Genomic DNA, 23179 nt, shown 5'->3' on the forward strand with positions numbered 1-23179 from the left:
CATGGATATCAAACGCACGATCCTGATCGTCGCCCTGGCAATCGTGTCCTACGTTATGGTTCTTAAATGGAACCAGGACTATGGCCAGGCTGCCCTGCCGACTCAGAATGTTGCCACCAATACGACTGCATCGGGCCTGCCGGATACGGCATCTGGCTCTAACGCTTCCGCCAGTGACGACATTCCACGTGCTGCAAGCGACACCAGCGCACCTGCCGAAACACCGGTGGCTGTGAGCAAGGACCTCATCCAGATCAAAACGGATGTACTGGACCTGGCTGTCGACCCACAAGGTGGTGATGTTGCCCTGCTGACCCTGCCGCTGTATCCGCGTCGTCAGGATCACCCGGAAATTCCGTTCCAGCTGTTCGATAACGGCGGCGAACGTACTTATCTGGCACAAAGCGGTCTGATCGGCACCAACGGTCCGGATGCAAATCCGGCCGGTCGTCCGGTTTATTCCTCGGAGAAGAAGATTTATCAACTGGCTGACGGTCAGGACCAATTGGTCGTGGACCTGAAGTTCAGCAAGGACGGCGTCAACTACATCAAGCGTTTCACCCTGAAACGCGGCCTGTATGACGTAACCGTTTCCTACCTGATCGACAACCAGAGCGCCCAGCCCTGGACCGGTGCGATGTTCGCCCAGTTGAAGCGTGACGCCAGCGCCGATCCTTCGTCGACCACGGCTACCGGCACCGCGACTTACCTGGGCGCCGCCCTGTGGACAAGTTCGGAACCGTACAAGAAAGTGTCCATGAAGGACATGGACAAGGCGCCGCTGAAAGAAACCGTCACTGGCGGTTGGGTTGCCTGGTTGCAGCACTACTTCGTGACCGCGTGGATTCCGGCCAAGGGCGAAAACAACGTCGTCCAGACCCGTAAAGACAGCAAAGGCAACTACATCATCGGCTACACCGGCCCATCGATGAGTGTTGCCCCGGGTGCCAAGGCCGAGACCAGCGCTGTGCTGTACGCCGGCCCGAAAAGCCAGGCCGTGCTGAAAGAGTTGTCCCCAGGCCTGGAACTGACCGTCGACTACGGCATCCTGTGGTTCATCGCCCAACCGATCTTCTGGTTGCTGCAACACATCCACGCGATTGTGGGTAACTGGGGCTGGTCGATCATCTTCCTGACCATGCTGATCAAAGGGATCTTCTTCCCGCTGTCGGCTGCCAGCTACAAATCCATGGCGCGCATGCGTGCAGTGGCACCGAAACTGGCCGCGCTGAAAGAGCAACATGGCGATGACCGGCAGAAAATGTCGCAAGCCATGATGGAGCTGTACAAGAAAGAGAAGATCAATCCGCTGGGTGGTTGCTTGCCAATCCTCGTGCAGATGCCGGTTTTCCTCTCGCTGTACTGGGTTCTGCTGGAAAGCGTTGAAATGCGCCAGGCGCCGTTCATGCTGTGGATTACTGACCTGTCGATCAAGGATCCGTTCTTCATTCTGCCGATCATCATGGGTGCAACCATGTTCATCCAGCAGCAGCTGAACCCGACTCCTCCGGATCCGATGCAGGCCAAGGTGATGAAGCTGATGCCGATCATCTTCACCTTCTTCTTCCTGTGGTTCCCGGCGGGTCTGGTGCTGTACTGGGTAGTGAACAACTGCCTGTCGATCGCCCAACAGTGGTACATCACTCGTAAGATCGAAGCGGCTACCAAGGCAGCTGCCTGATTTACACTGTGGATAACCACTCAAGACGCCCCCTAGTGGGGCGTTTTGCTATCTGTCACTTTTGTCTGGATACCGGTTTATGAGCGTTCCTCGTGAAACCATCGCCGCCGTCGCCACCGCTCAAGGTCGTGGCGGTGTAGGCATCGTGCGTATTTCCGGGCCGTTGGCCAGCGTTGCGGCCAAGGCTTTCAGCGGTCGCGAGCTCAAGCCGCGATTTGCCCACTACGGTCCGTTTTTCAGTGAACACGATGAGGTACTGGACCAGGGCATCGCGCTGTATTTTCCGGGGCCAAACTCGTTTACCGGCGAGGATGTGTTGGAACTCCAGGGGCATGGTGGCCCGATCGTTCTGGATATGTTGCTCAAGCGCTGCCTGGAACTGGGTTGCCGGCTCGCCCGGCCGGGGGAGTTCAGCGAGCGCGCGTTCCTCAACGACAAGCTTGACCTGGCCCAGGCCGAGGCCATTGCCGACCTGATTGAAGCCAGCTCTGCCCAGGCTGCGCGAAACGCATTACGCTCCCTGCAGGGTGCTTTCTCGTCACGTGTGCATAACCTCACCGAGCAACTGATTGGCCTGCGCATCTATGTCGAGGCGGCCATCGATTTCCCGGAAGAGGAAATCGACTTCCTCGCCGATGGCCATGTCCTGAGCATGCTCGACAAAGTGCGCGACGAGTTATCCACTGTCATGCGCGAAGCCGGGCAGGGTGCCTTGCTGCGAGACGGCATGACCGTGGTCATTGCCGGTCGTCCGAATGCCGGTAAATCCAGCCTGCTCAATGCACTGGCCGGGCGCGAAGCGGCGATCGTGACTGAAATTGCCGGTACTACCCGTGACGTACTGCGTGAACATATCCACATTGATGGCATGCCGCTGCATGTGGTGGATACCGCCGGTCTGCGCGATACCGATGACCATGTGGAAAAAATCGGTGTCGAACGTGCCCTGAAAGCCATCGGTGAAGCGGATCGGGTACTGCTGGTGGTCGATGCCACCGCACCGGAAGCCCTCGATCCGTTCGCACTGTGGCCGGAATTTCTCGAAACCCGTCCAGATCCCGCGAAAGTTACCCTGATCCGCAACAAGGCCGACCTTACGGGCGAAGCCATTGCCATGGAGATCAGCGACGACGGCCACGTCACCATCAGCCTGAGCGCCAAGTCCGGAGGTGTCGGTCTGGAGCTGCTGCGTGATCACCTCAAGGCCTGCATGGGCTACGAGCAAACGTCCGAAAGCAGCTTCAGTGCTCGTCGGCGTCACCTGGAGGCGCTACGTCATGCCAGTGCTGCCCTCGAGCATGGTCGGGCCCAGTTGACCCTGGCCGGTGCTGGCGAGTTGTTGGCCGAGGATCTGCGCCAGGCTCAGCAGTCGCTTGGGGAAATCACCGGTGCTTTCAGCTCTGACGATTTGTTGGGGCGCATTTTCTCCAGCTTCTGTATCGGCAAGTAGCCCTCCTGTTGTTCACAGACAGGCCGTTCATGCCTGTCTGCTCTCTCTTTTTCTAAATAAACCCTCCAGTGCCGAGCGGACTTTGTCTGCTTGAGCGGAATTCTCGTGCCTGAATTTCGGGCAAACGACGCTTTTCTGTGGATTAAGCCCTGTGAATAACCGCCGCTAAGGTCAGTTGATAACAGGGCCTGAAAACTGAACATAACCGCCTCTGTGGATAAGCACCCCTTTCATCCACAGGCTTACACCGGTTATCCAAGGGCCTCATTGGCACATGAACACAGGGTTTTGAATCGCTGTACATATTGAAAATAAAGGGCTGTAGAGATCTATCCACAGAAAGGTAGGTGCATAGAAATAAACATAAAAACAAAGATTTAATAAATTTCTCTCTTTTTAATTTCTATAACTCCGACTTTTCCACAGCTGGTTAAATTTTGTGCAAAGGGTTCTTTAGGAAGGGCGAAGTCCCTATACTTGTCGACCAGGTCCAAAAACCTGAGCTCAAACTATTCCTGAATTACCTACTTAAGCAGGCACGAGGTGCGTGGTGGATTTCCCTTCCCGTTTTGAAGTGATCGTCATCGGCGGCGGTCATGCCGGTACCGAGGCAGCACTGGCCTCAGCACGTATGGGGGTGAAAACCCTGTTGCTGACGCATAACGTGGAAACTCTCGGTGCCATGAGTTGCAACCCGGCCATTGGCGGGATCGGCAAAAGCCACCTGGTCAAGGAAATCGACGCCCTCGGCGGCGCGATGGCCATGGCCACCGATAAAGGCGGCATCCAGTTTCGCGTGTTGAACAGCCGCAAAGGCCCGGCCGTGCGTGCAACCCGTGCACAGGCCGACCGGGTTCTGTACAAGGCCGCTGTCCGCGAAATCCTGGAAAATCAGCCGAACCTGTGGATATTTCAACAGGCCGCTGATGACCTGATCGTCGAGCAGGAACAAGTGCGCGGTGTAGTGACCCAGATGGGCCTGCGTTTCCTCGCCGACTCGGTGGTTTTGACCACTGGCACCTTCCTCGGTGGACTTATCCACATTGGATTGCAGAATTTCTCCGGCGGCCGTGCCGGTGATCCACCGTCGATTGCTTTGGCTCACCGTCTACGTGAATTGCCTTTGCGGGTCGGTCGCCTGAAGACCGGTACGCCGCCGCGTATCGACGCCCGTTCTGTGGATTTCTCGGTGATGACCGAGCAGGCCGGCGATACGCCGATCCCGGTGATGTCGTTCATGGGTTCCAAAGAGCAGCATCCACGTCAGATCAGTTGCTGGATTACCCACACCAACGCCCGTACCCACGAAATCATCGCGGCCAACCTCGACCGTTCGCCGATGTATTCCGATGCAGGCGAGATCGAAGGCGTCGGTCCGCGTTACTGCCCGTCGATCGAAGACAAGATTCATCGCTTTGCCGACAAGGAAAGCCACCAGGTCTTCATCGAACCGGAAGGTTTGACCACGAACGAGCTGTACCCGAACGGGATATCCACATCCTTGCCGTTCGATGTGCAATTGCAGATCGTGCAATCGATCCGCGGCATGGAAAACGCACACATCGTGCGCCCGGGCTACGCCATCGAGTACGACTACTTCGATCCGCGCGACCTGAAGTACAGCCTGGAAACCAAAGTGATCGGCGGTCTGTTCTTCGCCGGGCAAATCAACGGCACCACCGGTTACGAAGAAGCCGGCGCCCAGGGTTTGCTCGCCGGAACCAACGCCGCACTGCGCGCGCAAGGCAAAGACGCCTGGTGCCCGCGTCGCGACGAGGCGTATATCGGCGTATTGGTCGACGACCTGATTACCCTCGGCACCCAAGAGCCGTACCGGATGTTCACCTCCCGCGCCGAATACCGTTTGATCCTGCGCGAAGACAACGCTGACCTGCGCCTGACCGAAAAAGGTCGCGAACTGGGCCTGGTGGACGACGCGCGTTGGGCGGCTTTCTGCAAAAAACGCGAAAGCATCGAACTGGAAGAGCAACGCCTGAAAAGCACCTGGGTTCGCCCGGGCACCGAACAGGGCGATGCGATTGCCGAAAAATTCGGCACGCCTTTGACCCACGAATACAACCTGCTGAATCTCTTGAGCCGTCCGGAAATCGACTACGCTGGTCTGATCTCAGTGACCGGTGGCGGTGCAGAAGATCCACAAGTCGCCGAACAGGTCGAAATCAAGACCAAGTACGCCGGCTACATCGATCGTCAACAGGATGAAATCGCCCGCCTGCGCGCCAGCGAAGACACCAAATTGCCTGTGGATATCGATTACACGAATATTTCCGGTCTCTCCAAAGAGATCCAGAGCAAGCTCGGTGCGACCCGCCCTGAAACCTTGGGCCAGGCTTCGCGTATCCCGGGCGTAACGCCGGCAGCCATTTCGCTGTTGATGATTCATTTGAAAAAACGCGGCGCGGGCCGTCAGTTGGAGCAAAGCGCTTGAGTTCGTTGGTCACTTCGCAACATGCAGAAGAGTTATCCACAGGTGCCCGCCAGCTTGGCGTCACGCTGACAGAAACCCAGCACGCGCAACTGCTGGGTTATCTGGCCCTGTTGATCAAATGGAACAAGGCTTACAACCTCACCGCCGTGCGTGATCCGGACGAAATGGTCTCCCGTCACCTGCTCGACAGTCTGAGCGTGATGTCATTCATCGAAAACGGACGCTGGCTCGACGTCGGCAGTGGCGGCGGCATGCCCGGCATTCCGCTGGCTATCCTGTTTCCCGAGTCCCAGGTGACGTGCCTGGACAGCAATGGCAAGAAAACCCGCTTCCTGACCCAGGTCAAACTCGAACTCAAACTGGATAACCTGCAAGTTATCCACAGTCGCGTCGAAGCGTTCCAGCCTGCCCAACCCTTCAACGGGATCATTTCCCGGGCGTTCAGCAGCATGGAAAACTTCAGCAACTGGACTCGCCACCTCGGCGATAGCGAAACACGCTGGCTGGCAATGAAGGGCGTTCATCCGGCCGATGAGCTGGTAGCATTGCCGGCAGACTTCCACCTCGATAGCGAACACGCCCTGGCCGTACCTGGTTGCCAAGGCCAACGCCATCTGCTGATACTGCGCCGCACGGCATGATTGGGAACACAAGCAAGAATGGCTAAGGTATTCGCGATAGCGAACCAAAAAGGTGGCGTGGGCAAAACCACCACCTGCATCAACCTCGCAGCATCCCTGGTCGCGACCAAGCGCCGGGTGCTGTTGATCGACCTCGATCCACAGGGCAACGCCACCATGGGTAGCGGTGTGGATAAACATGGCCTGGAGAACTCGGTCTACGACCTGTTGATCGGTGAGTGCGACCTGGCCCAGGCCATGCACTTCTCCGAACACGGTGGTTACCAGCTGTTGCCGGCCAACCGCGACCTGACCGCGGCCGAAGTGGTGCTGCTGGAAATGCAGATGAAGGAAAGCCGTCTGCGCAGTGCGTTGGCGCCGATCCGGGAAAACTACGATTACATCCTGATCGACTGCCCGCCGTCGCTGTCGATGCTGACCTTGAATGCACTGGTTGCCGCCGATGGGGTCATTATCCCCATGCAGTGCGAGTACTTCGCACTCGAAGGCTTGAGCGACCTTGTGGATAACATCAAGCGTATCGCTGAACTGCTCAATCCGAACCTCAAGGTCGAAGGCCTGCTGCGGACGATGTACGACCCGCGCCTGAGCCTGATGAACGATGTCTCGGCGCAGCTCAAGGAGCACTTCGGCGAACAGCTCTACGACACCGTCATTCCGCGCAACATCCGTCTTGCCGAAGCGCCAAGTTACGGCATGCCGGCGCTGGCGTACGACAAAGCGTCGCGAGGTGCCGTTGCCTATCTGGCATTGGCGGGCGAAATGGTTCGTCGTCAACGCAAAAACTCACGCATCGCCGCCGCTCAGGCAACTTAAGGAATCCCCATGGCCGTCAAGAAACGAGGTCTCGGACGTGGACTGGATGCTCTGTTGAGTGGTCCGACTGTCAGCTCGCTGGAAGAACAAGCGGCGCAAGCCGACCAGCGTGAGCTGCAACACCTTCCCCTGGATCTGCTCCAGCGCGGCAAATACCAGCCGCGTCGTGACATGGACCCGCAGGCGCTGGAAGAATTGGCGCAGTCGATCAGGGCCCAGGGCGTCATGCAGCCCATCGTGGTTCGCCCGATCGGCAGCGGTCGCTTTGAAATCATTGCTGGCGAACGTCGCTGGCGCGCCAGCCAGCAGGCCGGGCAGGAAACCATCCCGGCGATGGTTCGCGATGTACCCGATGAAACCGCGATCGCCATCGCCCTGATCGAGAACATCCAGCGCGAAGACCTGAACCCGATTGAAGAGGCGGTGGCCCTGCAGCGTTTGCAGCAGGAGTTCCAGCTGACCCAGCAACAGGTGGCCGAAGCCGTGGGCAAGTCCCGGGTGACCGTGGCCAATCTGCTGCGCCTGATTTCCTTGCCGGAAGTCATCAAGACCATGCTGTCCCACGGCGACCTGGAAATGGGTCATGCCCGTGCTTTGCTCGGTTTGCCGGAAAATCAACAGGTTGAAGGGGCGCGACATGTTGTCGCACGCGGGCTGACCGTGCGCCAGACTGAGGCACTGGTTCGCCAGTGGTTGAGTGGCAAACCGGAGCCTGTTGAACCCCAAAAACCGGACCCGGATATCGCCCGCCTCGAACAGCGCTTGGCCGAGCGCCTAGGCTCTGCGGTGCAGATTCGCCACGGCAAGAAGGGTAAGGGGCAGTTGGTGATTGGCTACAACTCCCTGGATGAGCTTCAAGGCGTACTTGCACATATTCGCTGAAACATTTCCTCATGTAGCGCGCAGTCGGAAATCACTACCTGACAGTTGAATAGGGGCAGAACCGCCCCTATACTCTGCGCGCATTTTGTCGGCACAAATTATGCCAAGTTATTGAATTCTGGCAGCCGACCATTGGAGAGCAAAAGTGATGGAAACCCGCACGCCAAACCGCTTGCCCTTCCATCGCCTGGCAGTTTTTCCGGTGTTAATGGCTCAGTTTGTCGTTTTGCTCATCGCTGCTTTGGCGCTCTGGCAATGGCGGGGAGTCGTTGCCGGGTACTCGGGATTTTGCGGAGGCCTGATAGCCTTGCTGCCCAATGTTTATTTCGCTCACAGGGCATTTCGGTTTTCCGGCGCCCGAGCAGCCCAGTCCATCGTCCGGTCTTTTTATGCCGGCGAGGCAGGCAAACTGATTTTGACGGCAGTGCTGTTTGCACTGGTGTTTGCAGGTGTGAAGCCATTGGCGCCGATTGCAGTATTCGGTGTCTTCGTGCTGACTCAGTCAGTCAGCTGGTTCGCTCCCCTGCTGATGAGAACAAGACTTTCGAGACCTTAGGGCGTTTGAGGCAACCATGGCAGAAACAACCGCTTCGGGCTATATCCAGCACCACTTGCAGAACCTGACCTTCGGTCAGCTCCCTACCGGCGGCTGGGGCTTTGCCCACACCGCAGCAGAAGCCAAGGAAATGGGCTTCTGGGCTTTCCACGTCGATACGCTCGGCTGGTCGGTCGCATTGGGTCTGATCTTCGTTCTTCTTTTCCGCATGGCGGCAAAGAAGGCGACTTCCGGTCAGCCTGGTGCTTTGCAGAACTTCGTTGAAGTACTGGTCGAATTCGTCGATGGCAGCGTGAAAGACAGCTTCCATGGCCGTAGCCCGGTGATTGCACCGCTGGCACTGACCATCTTCGTCTGGGTGTTCCTGATGAACGCCGTCGACCTGGTACCGGTCGACTGGATTCCTCAACTGGCCATCCTGATCTCCGGCGACCACCACATCCCGTTCCGTGCCGTGTCGACCACCGACCCGAACGCGACCCTGGGCATGGCGTTCTCGGTTTTCGCACTGATCATTTTCTACAGCATCAAGGTCAAGGGCCTCGGCGGCTTCATCGGCGAGCTGACCCTGCACCCATTCGGCAGCAAGAACATCTTCGTTCAGGCCCTGCTGATCCCGGTGAACTTCCTGCTGGAATTCGTGACCCTGATCGCCAAGCCGATCTCCCTGGCTCTGCGTCTGTTCGGCAACATGTATGCCGGCGAACTGGTCTTCATTCTGATTGCTGTGATGTTCGGCAGCGGTCTGCTCTGGCTCAGCGGCCTGGGCGTCGTTCTGCAGTGGGCGTGGGCTGTGTTCCACATCCTGATCATCACCCTGCAGGCGTTCATCTTCATGATGTTGACCATCGTCTACCTGTCGATGGCGCACGAAGAAAACCATTAAGACCAGTTTCGACTAGTCTGATGTCCTTCCCGGTCAAACGGGAAGGGGCTCTTCACAGGGCCTCTGAAACGATTTGTTTTACCGCTTTAAATTAAAAAAACCTAAACCATACGACGTAAAAGTCGGGAGGAAAGATGGAAACTGTAGTTGGTCTAACCGCTATCGCTGTTGCACTGTTGATCGGCCTGGGCGCACTGGGTACCGCAATTGGTTTCGGCCTGCTGGGCGGCAAGTTCCTGGAAGGCGCAGCGCGTCAGCCAGAAATGGTTCCAATGCTGCAAGTTAAAATGTTCATCGTTGCCGGTCTGCTCGACGCCGTAACCATGATCGGTGTTGGTATCGCTCTGTTCTTCACCTTTGCGAACCCGTTCGTTGGTCAGATCGCTGGCTAATTACTCGGATCTTCCGGGTAATTTGGTGTGATGGACAACGTAACTGCGAGGTGTTGGCGTGAACATTAATGCGACCCTGATTGGCCAGTCCGTTGCGTTCCTGATTTTTGTACTGTTCTGCATGAAGTTCGTATGGCCTCCGGTCATCACGGCTCTGCACGAACGTCAAAAGAAGATCGCTGATGGTCTGGACGCTGCCAGCCGAGCAGCTCGCGACCTGGAGTTGGCCCAAGAGAAAGCGGGTCAGCAACTGCGCGAAGCGAAAGCTCAGGCAGCTGAAATCATCGAGCAAGCCAAGAAACGCGGTACCCAGATTGTCGACGAAGCCCGTGAACAGGCTCGCGTCGAAGCTGACCGTGTGAAGGCTCAGGCTCAGGCCGAGATCGAACAGGAACTGAACAGCGTCAAAGACGCGCTGCGCGCCCAAGTGGGTAGCCTGGCCGTTGGCGGTGCTTCGAAGATCCTGGGCAAAGCAATCGATCAAAACGCGCACGCAGAGCTGGTTAACCAACTGGCTGCTGAAATCTAAGCGAGGGCGATCATGGCAGAACTGACCACGTTGGCCCGACCTTACGCTAAGGCGGCCTTCGAGCACGCTCAGGCCCACCAGCAACTGGCCAATTGGTCAGCCATGCTCGGCCTGGCAGCAGCGGTGTCGGAAGACGACACCATGCAGCGCGTGCTCAAGGCCCCGCGACTGACGAGCGCAGAAAAGGCCGCCACGTTCATTGACGTGTGCGGCGACAAGTTTGATGTAAAGGCACAGAACTTCATTCACGTCGTTGCCGAAAACGACCGTCTCCCGCTGTTGCCGGAGATCGCCGCTCTGTTCGACCTGTACAAGGCCGAGCAAGAGAAATCGGTAGACGTTGAAGTGACCAGTGCCTTCGCATTGAACCAAGAACAGCAAGACAAACTCGCCAAGGTTCTCAGTGCACGACTCAACCGGGAAGTGCGCCTGCAAGTCGAGGAAGATTCATCCCTTATTGGGGGTGTTGTCATCCGCGCCGGCGACCTGGTTATCGATGGCTCGATTCGCGGCAAAATCGCGAAACTTGCCGAAGCATTGAAATCTTGAGTTTGAAGGGGCAGCAGAGCAATGCAGCAACTCAATCCTTCCGAAATAAGTGAAATTATCAAGGGCCGCATCGACAAGCTCGATGTGACCTCCCAAGCCCGTAACGAAGGCACTGTCGTCAGCGTATCTGACGGCATCGTGCGGATTCACGGTCTGGCCGACGTAATGTACGGCGAGATGATCGAGTTTCCGGGCGGCGTCTTCGGCATGGCCCTCAACCTGGAGCAAGACTCTGTAGGTGCCGTTGTATTGGGCGCATACCAGACTCTGGCTGAAGGCATGAGCGCCAAGTGCACTGGCCGCATCCTGGAAGTTCCGGTTGGTAAGGAACTGCTGGGTCGCGTAGTCGACGCACTGGGTAACCCAGTTGACGGCAAAGGTCCGCTGAACAACACCGAGACCGACGCGGTCGAGAAAGTTGCTCCAGGCGTGATCTGGCGTAAGTCGGTAGACCAGCCTGTACAGACTGGCTACAAGGCTGTCGATGCCATGATCCCTGTCGGCCGTGGCCAGCGTGAGCTGATCATCGGTGACCGTCAGATCGGTAAAACCGCTCTGGCGATCGACGCGATCATCAACCAGAAAGACAGCGGCATTTTCTGCGTCTACGTAGCGATCGGTCAGAAACAATCGACCATCGCCAACGTTGTTCGCAAGCTGGAAGAAAACGGTGCACTGGCTAACACCATCATCGTTGCAGCGAGCGCTTCGGAATCTGCAGCACTGCAGTTCCTGGCTCCGTACTCCGGTTGCACCATGGGCGAATACTTCCGCGACCGCGGTGAAGACGCGCTGATCGTTTATGACGATCTGTCCAAGCAAGCAGTGGCTTACCGCCAGATTTCCCTGCTGCTGCGCCGTCCACCAGGCCGTGAAGCTTACCCAGGCGACGTGTTCTATCTCCACTCCCGTCTGCTGGAGCGCGCATCCCGCGTTTCGGAAGAGTACGTAGAGAAGTTCACCAACGGCGCAGTGACCGGCAAAACCGGTTCCCTGACCGCACTGCCGATCATCGAAACCCAGGCTGGCGACGTTTCCGCGTTCGTTCCGACCAACGTGATTTCCATCACCGACGGTCAGATCTTCCTGGAATCGGCCATGTTCAACTCGGGCATCCGCCCTGCAGTGAACGCCGGTGTTTCGGTATCCCGTGTGGGTGGTGCCGCTCAGACCAAGATCATCAAGAAGCTGTCCGGTGGTATCCGTACCGCTCTGGCTCAGTACCGTGAACTGGCGGCATTCGCCCAGTTCGCTTCTGACCTGGACGAAGCGACCCGTAAGCAACTTGAGCATGGTCAGCGCGTTACCGAGCTGATGAAGCAGAAGCAATACGCGCCAATGTCGATCGCCGACATGTCGCTGTCGCTGTATGCCGCTGAGCGTGGGTTCCTGACCGACGTTGAAATCGCCAAGATCGGCAGCTTCGAACAAGCGCTGATTGCTTACTTCAACCGCGATCACGCCGACTTGATGGCGAAGATCAACGTGAAGGGTGACTTCAATGACGAAATCGATGGCGGCCTGAAAGCCGGTATCGAGAAGTTCAAGGCCACCCAAACCTGGTAAGCCGCAGCGGGAGCCTAGCGGCTCCCGCTTGCTAACCTGATAGGTGTTACATGGCAGGCGCAAAAGAGATTCGCAGTAAGATTGCGAGCATCAAAAGCACGCAAAAGATTACCAGCGCCATGGAAAAAGTGGCGGTCAGCAAAATGCGCAAGGCACAAATGCGCATGGCTGCTAGCCGTCCTTATGCGGAGCGCATCCGCCAGGTTATTGGTCATCTGGCCAACGCTAACCCGGAATATCGCCACCCGTTCATGATCGACCGTGAAGTAAAGCGTGTCGGTTATGTCGTAGTGAGCAGTGACCGTGGTCTGTGTGGTGGCTTGAACACCAACCTGTTCAAGGCTTTGGTCAAGGACATGGCGGTAAACCGCGAAAACGGCGTCGAGATCGATCTGTGTGTAGTTGGTAGCAAGGGTGCGGCTTTCTTCCGCAACTTCGGCGGTAACGTCGTTGCAGCTATCAGCCACCTGGGTGAAGAGCCGTCGATCAATGATCTGATCGGCAGCGTCAAGGTGATGCTGGATGCCTACCTGGACGGCCGTATTGACCGCCTGTCCGTGGTGTCCAACAAGTTCATCAACACCATGACACAACAGCCTACCGTGGAGCAGTTGATTCCACTGGTGGCAACCCCGGATCAAGAACTCAAGCACCACTGGGACTATCTCTACGAACCGGATGCCAAGGAGCTGCTCGACGGCTTGATGGTCCGTTACGTGGAGTCGCAGGTCTACCAGGCGGTGGTCGAGAACAACGCGGCTGAACAAGCTGCGCGGATGATCGCGATGAAGAACGCTACCGACAACGCCGGTGATTTGATCAGCGATTTGCAGCTGGTCTACAACAAGGCGCGTCAGGCTGCGATCACCCAAGAGATCTCGGAAATCGTCGGCGGCGCTGCCGCGGTTTAACGGTTCAAATATTCAGAGGATCCAGCTATGAGTAGCGGACGTATCGTTCAAATCATCGGCGCCGTTATCGACGTGGAATTCCCACGCGACAGCGTACCGAGCATCTACGACGCCTTGAAAGTTCAAGGCGCCGAAACCACTCTGGAAGTTCAGCAGCAGCTGGGCGACGGCGTGGTTCGTACCATTGCGATGGGCTCCACCGAAGGCTTGAAGCGCGGTCTGGACGTCAACAACACTGGCGCAGCCATCTCCGTACCGGTCGGTAAAGCGACCCTGGGCCGGATCATGGACGTACTGGGCAACCCGATCGACGAAGCTGGCCCGATCGGCGAAGAAGAGCGTTGGGGCATTCACCGTCCTGCGCCAACCTTCGCTGAACAAGCCGGTGGCAACGAGCTGCTGGAAACTGGCATCAAGGTTATCGACCTGGTTTGCCCGTTCGCCAAGGGTGGTAAAGTCGGTCTGTTCGGTGGTGCCGGTGTAGGCAAGACCGTAAACATGATGGAACTGATCCGTAACATCGCCATCGAGCACAGCGGTTATTCCGTGTTCGCCGGTGTGGGTGAGCGTACTCGTGAGGGTAACGACTTCTACCACGAGATGAAGGACTCCAACGTTCTGGACAAAGTGGCACTGGTTTACGGTCAGATGAACGAGCCGCCGGGAAACCGTCTGCGCGTAGCACTGACCGGCCTGACCATGGCCGAGAAGTTCCGTGACGAAGGTAACGACGTTCTGCTGTTCGTCGACAACATCTATCGTTACACCCTGGCCGGTACTGAAGTATCCGCACTGCTGGGCCGTATGCCTTCGGCAGTAGGTTACCAGCCGACCCTGGCTGAAGAGATGGGCGTGCTGCAAGAGCGCATCACTTCGACCAAGCAAGGTTCGATTACTTCGATCCAGGCGGTATACGTACCAGCGGACGACTTGACCGACCCGTCGCCAGCGACCACCTTCGCCCACTTGGACGCCACTGTCGTTCTGTCCCGTGACATCGCTTCCCTGGGTATCTACCCGGCGGTAGACCCACTGGACTCGACTTCGCGTCAGCTGGACCCGAACGTGATCGGCAACGACCACTACGAAACCGCTCGCGGTGTTCAGTACGTGCTGCAGCGTTACAAAGAACTGAAGGACATCATTGCGATCCTGGGTATGGACGAGCTGTCGGAAGCCGACAAGCAGTTGGTAAACCGTGCTCGTAAGATCCAGCGCTTCTTGTCGCAGCCGTTCTTCGTGGCTGAAGTCTTCACCGGTGCATCGGGTAAATACGTTTCCCTGAAAGACACCATTGCTGGCTTCAAAGGCATCCTCAACGGTGACTACGACCACCTGCCAGAACAAGCGTTCTACATGGTTGGCGGCATCGAAGAAGCGATCGAGAAAGCCAAGAAACTGTAATCCCGGCGCCCGGCAACGGGCGCTAATTTAGGTTGAGGCAATCAGATGGCTATGACAGTCCATTGCGATATCGTCAGCGCGGAAGGGGAAATCTTTTCCGGTCTGGTCGAGATGGTGATTGCGCACGGTGCACTGGGTGATCTTGGTATCGCCCTGGGTCACGCGCCGCTGATCACTAATCTGAAGCCAGGTCCGATCCGCCTGGTCAAGCAGGGCGGGGAAGAGGAGGTGTATTACATCTCCGGTGGTTTCCTCGAGGTTCAGCCGAACATGGTCAAGGTACTTGCCGACACCGTGCAACGTGCTGCCGATCTGGATGAAGCCTCCGCTCAGGAAGCCGTTAAGGCTGCCGAGAAGGCCTTGCATGAACGTGGCGCTGAATTCGATTACGGTTCTGCTGCCGCACGTCTGGCCGAGGCTGCAGCTCAGCTGCGCACCGTCCAGCAGATCCGCAAGAAGTTCGGCCACTAAGGTTGCGCTTGTTGTGCGATTGATTAAAAAGGGTAGCCTCGGCTACCCTTTTTTCTTTTCCGATTTTTACAACCTGGTCGCAGCCGCTGACCACCCAGGATTGGTAGCCAGTCATGTCTCTTGAAATCGTTATTCTCGCTGCTGGCCAAGGCACGCGCATGCGTTCCGCTTTGCCGAAAGTTTTGCACCCGATTGCCGGCAACTCCATGCTCGGACATGTTATCCACAGCGCCCGGCAGCTTGATCCACAGCGCATTCACGTGGTGATCGGCCATGGCGCCGATGCCGTGCGCGAACGCCTGGCGGCGGATGATCTGAACTTCGTCCTGCAGGATAAGCAACTGGGTACCGGTCACGCCGTCGCTCAAGCCGTGCCGTTCATTCAGTCCGACAACGTGCTGGTGCTTTATGGCGATGTGCCGTTGATCGAAGTCGATACCCTGCAACGTCTGCTCAAGCAGGTGGGGCCAGAGCAATTGGCCTTGCTGACTGTCGAGCTGGATGATCCGACCGGTTACGGCCGCATTGTTCGTGATGTGCAGGGCAAGGTCACGGCTATTGTCGAGCAGAAAGATACCAATGAAGCCGAGCGCAAAATCACCGAAGGCAATACCGGCATTCTGGCGCTGCCTTTTGCCCGTCTTGGCGACTGGATGAGCCGTCTCTCCAATAACAACGCCCAGGGCGAGTACTACCTGACCGACATCATTGCCATGGCCGTGAGCGATGGTCTGGTGGTGGCCACCGAGCAACCGCACGACGCCATGGAAGTGCAGGGCGCCAACGATCGCAAGCAGCTTTCCGAACTGGAACGGCATTATCAATTGCGCGCCGGTCGTCGTTTGATGGCTCAAGGTGTGACGCTACGTGACCCGGCGCGTTTCGACATTCGCGGTGACGTCACGGTTGGCCGCGACGTGCTGATCGACATCAACGTGATCCTCGAAGGCAAGGTCGTCATCGAAGACGACGTGGTGATCGGCCCGAACTGCGTGATCAAGGACAGCACCCTGCGCAAAGGCGTGGTCATCAAGGCCAACAGCCATATCGAAGGTGCCATCCTGGGTGAAGGCAGCGATGCCGGCCCGTTCGCTCGTCTGCGTCCAGGTACTGTGCTGGAAGCTCGCGCGCATGTGGGTAACTTCGTCGAATTGAAAAACGCGCACCTGGGCGAGGGCGCCAAGGCCGGTCACTTGACTTATCTGGGCGATGCCGAGGTGGGCGCGCGCACCAATATTGGTGCCGGCACCATCACCTGCAACTATGACGGCGCCAACAAGTGGAAAACCGTGTTGGGCGAAGATGTGTTCATTGGTTCCAACAACTCGTTGGTGGCGCCTGTGGATATCCTCGACGGTGCGACCACAGCGGCTGGTTCGACCATTACGTCGACTGTGGATAAATCCCAGTTGGCTATCGGGCGTGCTCGCCAGAAGAACATCGATGGCTGGAAGCGGCCGGAGAAGGTCAAGAAGGGCTGAGTTATCCACAACCCTCCTTGTAGGAGCGAGCTTGCTCGCGATGATGTCGAGAGCGGCGCATTTTTCCAGAAAGAATGCATTATCGTTCACGCCCAGCACGAGCAAGCTCGCTCCTACAAGTTATCCACAGGTCTTTTCATCACTCCGCGCTTGACGAAGTTTCACCGATAGGTTTTGATTGCTTCCGTTATCTTTCGAATCGAAACTTACCAAGTCATGTCGAAGCGCAACACACCTCAACGTCGTCACAACATCCTCGCCTTGCTCACCGAGCAGGGCGAAGTCAGTGTGGATGAGTTGGCCAAGCGCTTCGAAACGTCGGAAGTTACGATTCGCAAGGATCTGGCGGCACTTGAAAGCAATGGTCTGTTGCTGCGTCGTTATGGCGGGGCGATCACCATGCCTCAGGAACTGGTGGCCGACCTTGGCCAGCCGGTTTCCAAGTACAAACAAGCCATCGCTCGCGCCGCCGTCGCGCGGATTCGCGAGCATGCGCGCATCATTATCGACAGTGGCAGTACCACCGCCTCCATGATCCCGGAGCTCGGTCAACAACCCGGCCTGGTGGTGATGACCAACTCGCTGCATGTCGCCAATGCCTTGAGCGAACTTGAGCACGAACCGGTGCTGTTGATGACCGGTGGCACCTGGGACCCGCACTCCGAGTCCTTCCAGGGGCAGGTTGCCGAGCAGGTACTACGCTCCTACGATTTCGACCAGCTGTTTATCGGTGCTGATGGCATCGATCTGGTTCGCGGTACAACCACCTTCAACGAACTGCTCGGACTGAGCCGGGTCATGGCCGAAGTCGCCCGTGAAGTCGTCGTGATGGTGGAGGCCGACAAGATCGGCCGCAAGATTCCCAACCTGGAGCTGCCCTGGAGCAGCGTCCATACCCTTATTACCGATGAACGCCTGCCGCTTGAGGCTCGCGATCAGATTCAGGCCCGCGGCATCAATTTGATATGCGCGGCTGTCAGTCAGGAGAAATAGCATGTGTGGAATTGTCGGCGCAGTCGCAGAACGTAACATCACCGCCATCCTCGTCGAAGGCCTGAAACGCCTCGAATACCGTGGGTATGACAGCGCTGGCGTGGCGGTCTACACCAATGATGAAAAACTCGAGCGCCTGCGTCGCCCGGGCAAGGTCAGTGAGCTGGAGCAGGCATTGACCACCGAGCCGCTGGTTGGTCGCCTGGGCATCGCCCACACCCGCTGGGCTACCCACGGCGCACCGTGCGAGCGCAATGCCCACCCGCATTTCTCCGGTGACCTGGCCGTGGTGCACAACGGCATCATCGAAAACCACGAAGCCCTGCGCGAACAACTCAAGGGCCTGGGTTATGTGTTCACCTCGGACACCGACACCGAAGTCATCGCCCACCTGCTGAACCACAAACTCAAGGATCTGAGCGACCTGACCGTGGCCCTCAAGGCAACCGTCAAAGAGCTGCACGGTGCTTACGGCCTGGCAGTGATCAGCGCCAAGCAACCCGATCGCCTGGTCGCGGCCCGTAGCGGCAGCCCGCTGGTGATCGGCCTGGGCCTTGGGGAAAACTTCCTGGCCTCCGACCAGTTGGCCCTGCGTCAGGTCACTGACCGCTTCATGTACCTGGAAGAAGGCGATATCGCCGAAATCCGCCGCGACAGCGTGCAGATCTGGGACGTTGACGGCAAGGCTGTCGAGCGCGAAGCCGTGCAGTACCGTGATGGCGCCGAAGCCGCTGAAAAGGGCGAGTTCCGCCACTTCATGCTCAAGGAAATCCACGAGCAACCGTCCGTGGTGCAGCGCACCCTGGAAGGTCGCTTGAGCCAGAACCAGGTGCTGGTACAGGCATTCGGTCCACAGGCGGCCGAGCTGTTCGCCAAAGTGCGCAACGTTCAGATCGTCGCGTGTGGCACCAGTTACCACGCCGGCATGGTCGCGCGTTACTGGCTCGAAGAGCTGGCCGGCATTCCTTGCCAGGTCGAAGTCGCCAGCGAATTCCGCTACCGCAAGGTGGTGGTGCAGCCGGACACCTTGTTCGTGACCATTTCCCAGTCCGGCGAAACCGCCGACACCCTGGCCGCGCTGCGCAACGCCAAGGAACTGGGCTTCCTCGCCAGCCTGGCGATCTGCAACGTCGGCATCAGCTCGCTGGTGCGTGAGTCCGACCTGACCCTGTTGACCCAGGCCGGCCGCGAAATCGGCGTGGCCTCGACCAAAGCCTTCACCACGCAATTGGTCAGCCTGTTGTTGCTGACGCTGTCCCTGGGCCAGGTTCGTGGCACCTTGGCCAAAGACGTAGAAGCGACGCTGGTCGAAGAACTGCGTCGTTTGCCAACCCGCTTGGGTGAAGCGCTGGCCATGGACAGCACTGTGGAAAAAATCTCCGAGCTGTTCGCCGAGAAAAACCACACGCTATTCCTCGGTCGCGGCGCGCAGTTCCCGGTAGCAATGGAAGGCGCACTCAAGCTCAAGGAAATCTCCTACATCCACGCCGAAGCCTACCCGGCCGGCGAGCTGAAACACGGCCCGTTGGCGCTTGTGGATAACGACATGCCCGTGGTGACCGTGGCGCCGAACAACGAGCTGCTGGAGAAGTTGAAGTCCAACCTCCAGGAAGTCCGCGCCCGCGGTGGCCAGTTGATCGTCTTCGCTGACGAGAAGGCAGGCATGACCAACGGTGAAGGCACCCACGTGGTGCACATGCCGCACATCCACGACATCCTGTCGCCGATCCTCTACACCATCCCGCTGCAGCTGCTGTCGTACTACGTCGCTGTGCTCAAAGGCACCGACGTCGACCAGCCGCGCAACCTGGCGAAGTCGGTTACTGTGGAATAAGTTATCCACAAAGAAAAACCCCCTCTTCAGGGGGTTTTTCTGTTTCTAGGAGAGCGTAATTCGCCGTTGCCGCCGCGTGTCCAGCAAATACACCATCACACAGGCATACAAAGTCACCAGTATGAACAGCCCCATGCGGATGGCGAAGGCGGTGTAGACGTCCTTACCCGCTGCACTGTCCTGTACAGATTGGCCAAGCAGAATGATCAGGGTTGCCAGGCTGTTGAGCCAGAAACTCGGTGGTTGTCGAGTTTTGGCCAGGCCGTAGAGTTTTCTGGCCGCCAGTAAACCGAACAGCAGCATCCACAGAAAAAACATCCACAGATTCACGAACAGGCTCAGCGCGCACCAGAAAAGAATCGCCATCAGGCCGCCGAGCAGGGTCGAGCCGAGCAATTCCTGGCCGGCGTTGCGGGCGCTGGTTGCGCAGCTTTGTTGGCCGAGGCTGACGGCTTTCATGATGATCGGCAGATAGCTGGCCGGGTCGATCATGGCCAGCAGGAACGTCGGCAGCACCACCAGCGTGGCCCGTAGCGCCAGCCAGCTGCTTTCGCTGGGCGTAAGGCTCGGGCCGGGCTTGGCCGGTGGGGCGCTGGCGGGGTCGGGAAACAGCCAATGGCTGATGGTCAGCGTCGTGACGGCCAGGAACAGTCCCTTGACCAGGGCCACGATCACCTCGAGCGCCAGGGCGAATTCAGCGGTTCCGGCGGCACTGATCAAGGTCAGGCCCACCACCAGGAACGTCGCCACCAGCGGGTTGCCACCGCGCAGGCCGTAACCGAACGCCATGAACAGGCACAGTCCGACCAGCAACACGCCACTGAACGGGTAGTAACGCAGCAGGGGGATCAGCAGCAGGCCGGTCCCGGTGGTCAACATCAGGATCAGGATCAGACCCAGGCTGGCCTTGAACGGCAACGGCCGGTTCATCGCTGCCAGCATCATCAGCGCCAGCATCGGCGCGAGGAACGGGATGGGCAGGGCCAGGCCGAAGCTCGCCGCCAGGCACAGCGCCGTACCGAAGCCCAGGCGCAGCGCGCGCTGGACCCGGGCTGGGCGCTCAATACGCATAGGACATCCAGCTCATCAGGCGCAGAAACACGCGCCCAAGAACATTCAACGGGTTGCCTTCGCTCGGAAAGGCCATGACTTCGGCCTGTCCGCCGGAGCGGATGCCTTGTGGACCGGTCAACTCACCGGGTTCGAACTCGATGATGACCGGAAAGCGCTGGGCCGGGCGGAGCCAGTCGCGGCTGTTTTCCACTTTCGGCAGGCTGCCCGGCTGGGTGGTCTGGCCGATATCGACGCCATAGCCGACGCTGCGCACATGGCCTTTGTAGATTTTCCCTGGCAGGGCGTCGAGGACGATGGACACCGGCGTCCCGGGCTGGACACTGCCGAGGTTGTTTTCGGTCATGTCGGCGCTGATCCACACGTCGTGGATGGCGATCAGGGTCATCACCGGCGCACCGGCGGCGGCGAACTGGCCGACATCGGTGCGCAAATCGGTGATCAGGCCGGCCGAACGCGCGTGGACTTTGGTATTGCTCAAGTCCAGCTCGGCTTTTTCGAGGTTGCTGGCGGCGCTGAGCAGCTGGGCGTTTTCGTTTTCGTTACCGCCCTGTTGTTCCCGCGCCCGTTGCACTTCGGCCTTGGCCGCGGCGACCTGACTGATGGACTCTTCCAAGGTGGCGCGGGAGATCTCGAGGCGCCGTAGCGAGATGGTGCCCGGGTCTTCGCGATACAGGCGTTCAAGCCGCTGGCTATCCTGGCGAGCCTTGAGCTCATTGGCCTGGGATGCGCGCAGGGACGCCAGCTTGGAGTCGACGCCAGCCGTGTTGGCGCCCACCTGGCGACGTGTCGACTCAAGGTCGGCGCGGGCGCGATCGACGGCAATCTGGTACTGCTCCGGATTGACTTCAAACAGCAATTCGCCAGCCTTGACGTCCTGGTTGTTGCGTACGTGCACCTTGGTCACCCGGCCGGATACCTCGGCCGCCACCGGCACAATGAAGGCCTGCACCCGTGCCTGTTGCGTGTAGGGCGTGTAACGGTCGGCCATCAGGTACCAGACCAGGCTCAGGATGATCAGCAGTACTACCCAGTTGATAGCTTTTCTGGCCGGGTCGGCGGCAGGTGCCGGGGTGTTCTCGGTGGCCGGTTGTGGGCTGTCATTCATGGGCATTTTCCTTCGGTTCGTCGAGCAGGTCGCCCCAATCGGTCCGTTGTTGCATCTGTTGGCGGGTGGCCGGGTCGATCATCGGCTGGTCGCTGTACCAGCCACCGCCCAGCGCCTTGTACAGGGCGATCAGGCTGTTGACGGCGGTGCCACGGTTGACCAGGTAGATATCCTGCTGGGCAAACAGGGCGCGCTGGGCATCCAGTACGCGCTGGAAATCCGAATAGCCTTCGCGGTACTGGGCATTGGCCAGGGTCACCGAACGTTCGGCGGCCACCGATGCATCGCTGAGGATCCGGTCGCGCTCCAGCGCCTTGATCAAACCGGTCGCGGCATCGTCAGCCTCGCGTGCAGCCTGGCGTACGCTGTCCTGGTAGATAACGATCAACTGCTGCAAGCGCGCATCCTGAACGCGGACGTTGTTGGTGATCCGGCCATGGTCGAAGATATTCCAGCGCAGGCTGGGACCGGCCACCATGTCGAGGGTATTGGATGCACCGTTGAGCGAGCTGGCAGACCAGACGATGCTGCCCAGCAGGCTGATGGAGGGGTATAAGTCAGTCTCGGCCACACCGATCAACGCCGACTGCGCCGCCACTTGCAACTCGGCCGCACGAACATCGGGACGCCGCACCAGCAGATTGGCCGGTACATCCTGCAGCACAGCCGTATCGAGCAATGGCACCACCCCGGTGTAGCGATCCAGGTCAGGGATGGAGCCGGGTGGCTGGCCGGTCAGGGTGGACAATGCATTTCGCAAGCTCGCCACCTGGCTCTCGAAATCCGGGATGGTACTCAGGGTGCCCAGATACTGGGTCTTGGCCTGTTGCAGGTCGAGTTCGGCCTCGGCCCCGCTTTTGAACAGGCGCTCGGTGATCTCGTAGCTGCGTTTTTGCAAGGTGGCGTTACTGCGGGCGATGGCCAGGCGTGCCTCGGCGGTGCGCAGGGCGTAGTAGTTTTGCGCCAGCTGCGCGTGCAACAGCACCAGGGCATTTTCATAGTTGGCCTGGGCGGCGAACCAGGACGCGTCGGCCGACTCGATGGCACGGCTGAAACGACCCCAGAAATCCAGCTCCCAACCAATATCGAAGCCGACGCTGTGTTGCCAGAAATGCGTGTCCTGGGGGTTGGCGCCGCCCGATTGTCGACGGTTCAGGTACAGGCTGTCCGCGCTGGCCTGCTGCAATTGCGGGTAGCGTCCACTCAGGGCGATGCCCAATTGCGCTCTCGATTCCATGACCCGCAGGCCTGCGACCTGCAGGTCGGGGTTGTGGGCATCGGCTTCGGCCATCAAGTGGTCCAGCACCGGGTCGTTAAACACGCGCCACCATTGGCGGCTGTCAGGTTGCGCGTGTTGTTGGCCGGCGAGCTCCAGGGCCGGGCTGTTCCAGTGATCGACCCAAGGCTGGGCCGGCGATTGGAAATCCGGGCCCAGTTGCACGCAGCCCCCCAGCAAGGCGGTCCCACAGAGCAGCAGCCGGCTGATGCGAGCAGGACGCGGCATCAAGC

The 23179-nt window shown here is 58.7% G+C and carries 21 protein-coding genes; 18 read left to right on the forward strand and 3 right to left on the reverse strand.

Going from position 1 to position 23179, the window contains the following annotated elements; translation table 11 throughout:
• Position 1 precedes the first annotated feature (1 nt).
• From yidC to glmS, 18 genes are all read left to right on the forward strand, one after another.
• A complete protein-coding gene (yidC, locus tag KW841_RS00565; RefSeq protein ID WP_218472990.1) occupies positions 2-1681 on the forward strand; it encodes a membrane protein insertase YidC in 1680 nt (559 codons plus the stop codon).
• 79 nt (positions 1682-1760) lie between these two features.
• On the forward strand, positions 1761-3131 hold the full coding sequence (gene mnmE, locus KW841_RS00570) for a tRNA uridine-5-carboxymethylaminomethyl(34) synthesis GTPase MnmE (protein ID WP_104450366.1): 1371 nt from the start codon (positions 1761-1763) through the stop codon (positions 3129-3131).
• Between the two features lie 550 nt (positions 3132-3681).
• Positions 3682-5580, forward strand: a complete 1899-nt coding sequence (gene mnmG / locus KW841_RS00575) for a tRNA uridine-5-carboxymethylaminomethyl(34) synthesis enzyme MnmG (protein WP_218472992.1) — start codon at positions 3682-3684, stop codon at positions 5578-5580.
• On the forward strand, positions 5577-6221 hold the full coding sequence (rsmG, locus tag KW841_RS00580) for a 16S rRNA (guanine(527)-N(7))-methyltransferase RsmG (protein WP_007969895.1): 645 nt from the start codon (positions 5577-5579) through the stop codon (positions 6219-6221). Before mnmG ends, rsmG begins: the two co-directional genes overlap by 4 nt.
• An 18-nt stretch (positions 6222-6239) precedes the next feature.
• On the forward strand, positions 6240-7037 hold the full coding sequence (locus tag KW841_RS00585; protein WP_007969897.1) for a ParA family protein: 798 nt from the start codon (positions 6240-6242) through the stop codon (positions 7035-7037).
• Positions 7038-7046: 9 nt separating this feature from the next.
• Positions 7047-7919 (forward strand): ParB/RepB/Spo0J family partition protein, encoded by an 873-nt coding sequence (locus KW841_RS00590; RefSeq protein WP_007969899.1) that lies wholly within the window; start codon positions 7047-7049, stop codon positions 7917-7919.
• A gap of 148 nt (positions 7920-8067) precedes the next feature.
• Entirely contained in the window at positions 8068-8475 is a 408-nt protein-coding gene (locus KW841_RS00595; protein WP_218472994.1) for a F0F1 ATP synthase subunit I, read from the forward strand.
• Between the two features lie 16 nt (positions 8476-8491).
• Positions 8492-9361 carry a F0F1 ATP synthase subunit A gene (gene atpB, locus KW841_RS00600; protein ID WP_104450363.1) on the forward strand — a complete coding sequence of 290 codons (870 nt, stop codon included), beginning with the start codon at positions 8492-8494 and terminating at the stop codon, positions 9359-9361.
• 134 nt (positions 9362-9495) lie between these two features.
• Entirely contained in the window at positions 9496-9753 is a 258-nt protein-coding gene (atpE, locus tag KW841_RS00605; RefSeq protein WP_003097235.1) for a F0F1 ATP synthase subunit C, read from the forward strand.
• 58 nt (positions 9754-9811) lie between these two features.
• On the forward strand, positions 9812-10282 hold the full coding sequence (locus KW841_RS00610; RefSeq protein ID WP_007969903.1) for a F0F1 ATP synthase subunit B: 471 nt from the start codon (positions 9812-9814) through the stop codon (positions 10280-10282).
• Between the two features lie 12 nt (positions 10283-10294).
• Positions 10295-10831, forward strand: coding sequence for a F0F1 ATP synthase subunit delta (locus KW841_RS00615; RefSeq protein ID WP_007985049.1), 537 nt, complete (start codon positions 10295-10297; stop codon positions 10829-10831).
• A 21-nt stretch (positions 10832-10852) separates the two neighbouring features.
• The gene (gene atpA / locus KW841_RS00620; RefSeq protein ID WP_007969905.1) at positions 10853-12397 is read left to right on the forward strand and encodes a F0F1 ATP synthase subunit alpha; all 1545 of its coding nucleotides are present in this window, start codon (positions 10853-10855) and stop codon (positions 12395-12397) included.
• Between the two features lie 50 nt (positions 12398-12447).
• Positions 12448-13308 carry a F0F1 ATP synthase subunit gamma gene (atpG, locus tag KW841_RS00625; RefSeq protein ID WP_007934344.1) on the forward strand — a complete coding sequence of 287 codons (861 nt, stop codon included), beginning with the start codon at positions 12448-12450 and terminating at the stop codon, positions 13306-13308.
• A 27-nt stretch (positions 13309-13335) separates the two neighbouring features.
• A complete protein-coding gene (gene atpD / locus KW841_RS00630; protein ID WP_007969907.1) occupies positions 13336-14712 on the forward strand; it encodes a F0F1 ATP synthase subunit beta in 1377 nt (458 codons plus the stop codon).
• Between the two features lie 45 nt (positions 14713-14757).
• Complete coding sequence (locus KW841_RS00635) at positions 14758-15183, forward strand: F0F1 ATP synthase subunit epsilon (RefSeq protein ID WP_007969909.1); 426 nt, start codon at positions 14758-14760, stop codon at positions 15181-15183.
• A 113-nt stretch (positions 15184-15296) separates the two neighbouring features.
• Complete coding sequence (glmU, locus tag KW841_RS00640; protein ID WP_218472996.1) at positions 15297-16664, forward strand: bifunctional UDP-N-acetylglucosamine diphosphorylase/glucosamine-1-phosphate N-acetyltransferase GlmU; 1368 nt, start codon at positions 15297-15299, stop codon at positions 16662-16664.
• A 216-nt stretch (positions 16665-16880) separates the two neighbouring features.
• A complete protein-coding gene (locus tag KW841_RS00645) occupies positions 16881-17657 on the forward strand; it encodes a DeoR family transcriptional regulator (protein ID WP_007969913.1) in 777 nt (258 codons plus the stop codon).
• A 1-nt stretch (position 17658) separates the two neighbouring features.
• On the forward strand, positions 17659-19491 hold the full coding sequence (gene glmS / locus KW841_RS00650) for a glutamine--fructose-6-phosphate transaminase (isomerizing) (RefSeq protein ID WP_218472998.1): 1833 nt from the start codon (positions 17659-17661) through the stop codon (positions 19489-19491).
• A 45-nt stretch (positions 19492-19536) separates the two neighbouring features.
• Here the strand turns inward: glmS and KW841_RS00655 are convergent, their stop codons facing one another.
• From KW841_RS00655 to KW841_RS00665, 3 genes are read right to left on the reverse strand one after another with little or no spacing between them, the layout of a single operon-like run.
• A complete protein-coding gene (locus tag KW841_RS00655; RefSeq protein WP_218472999.1) occupies positions 19537-20562 on the reverse strand; it encodes a DUF2955 domain-containing protein in 1026 nt (341 codons plus the stop codon).
• Positions 20552-21670, reverse strand: coding sequence for an HlyD family secretion protein (locus tag KW841_RS00660; protein ID WP_218473001.1), 1119 nt, complete (start codon positions 21668-21670; stop codon positions 20552-20554). The genes KW841_RS00655 and KW841_RS00660 overlap by 11 nt, the downstream gene beginning before the upstream one ends.
• Entirely contained in the window at positions 21663-23174 is a 1512-nt protein-coding gene (locus KW841_RS00665) for an efflux transporter outer membrane subunit (protein ID WP_218473003.1), read from the reverse strand. Before KW841_RS00665 ends, KW841_RS00660 begins: the two co-directional genes overlap by 8 nt.
• Between the last annotated feature and the right edge of the window lie 5 nt (positions 23175-23179).

Origin of the sequence: Pseudomonas sp. PDM28 (genome assembly GCF_019219115.1) — a bacterium.
GTDB lineage: Bacteria > Pseudomonadota > Gammaproteobacteria > Pseudomonadales > Pseudomonadaceae > Aquipseudomonas > Aquipseudomonas laurylsulfatiphila.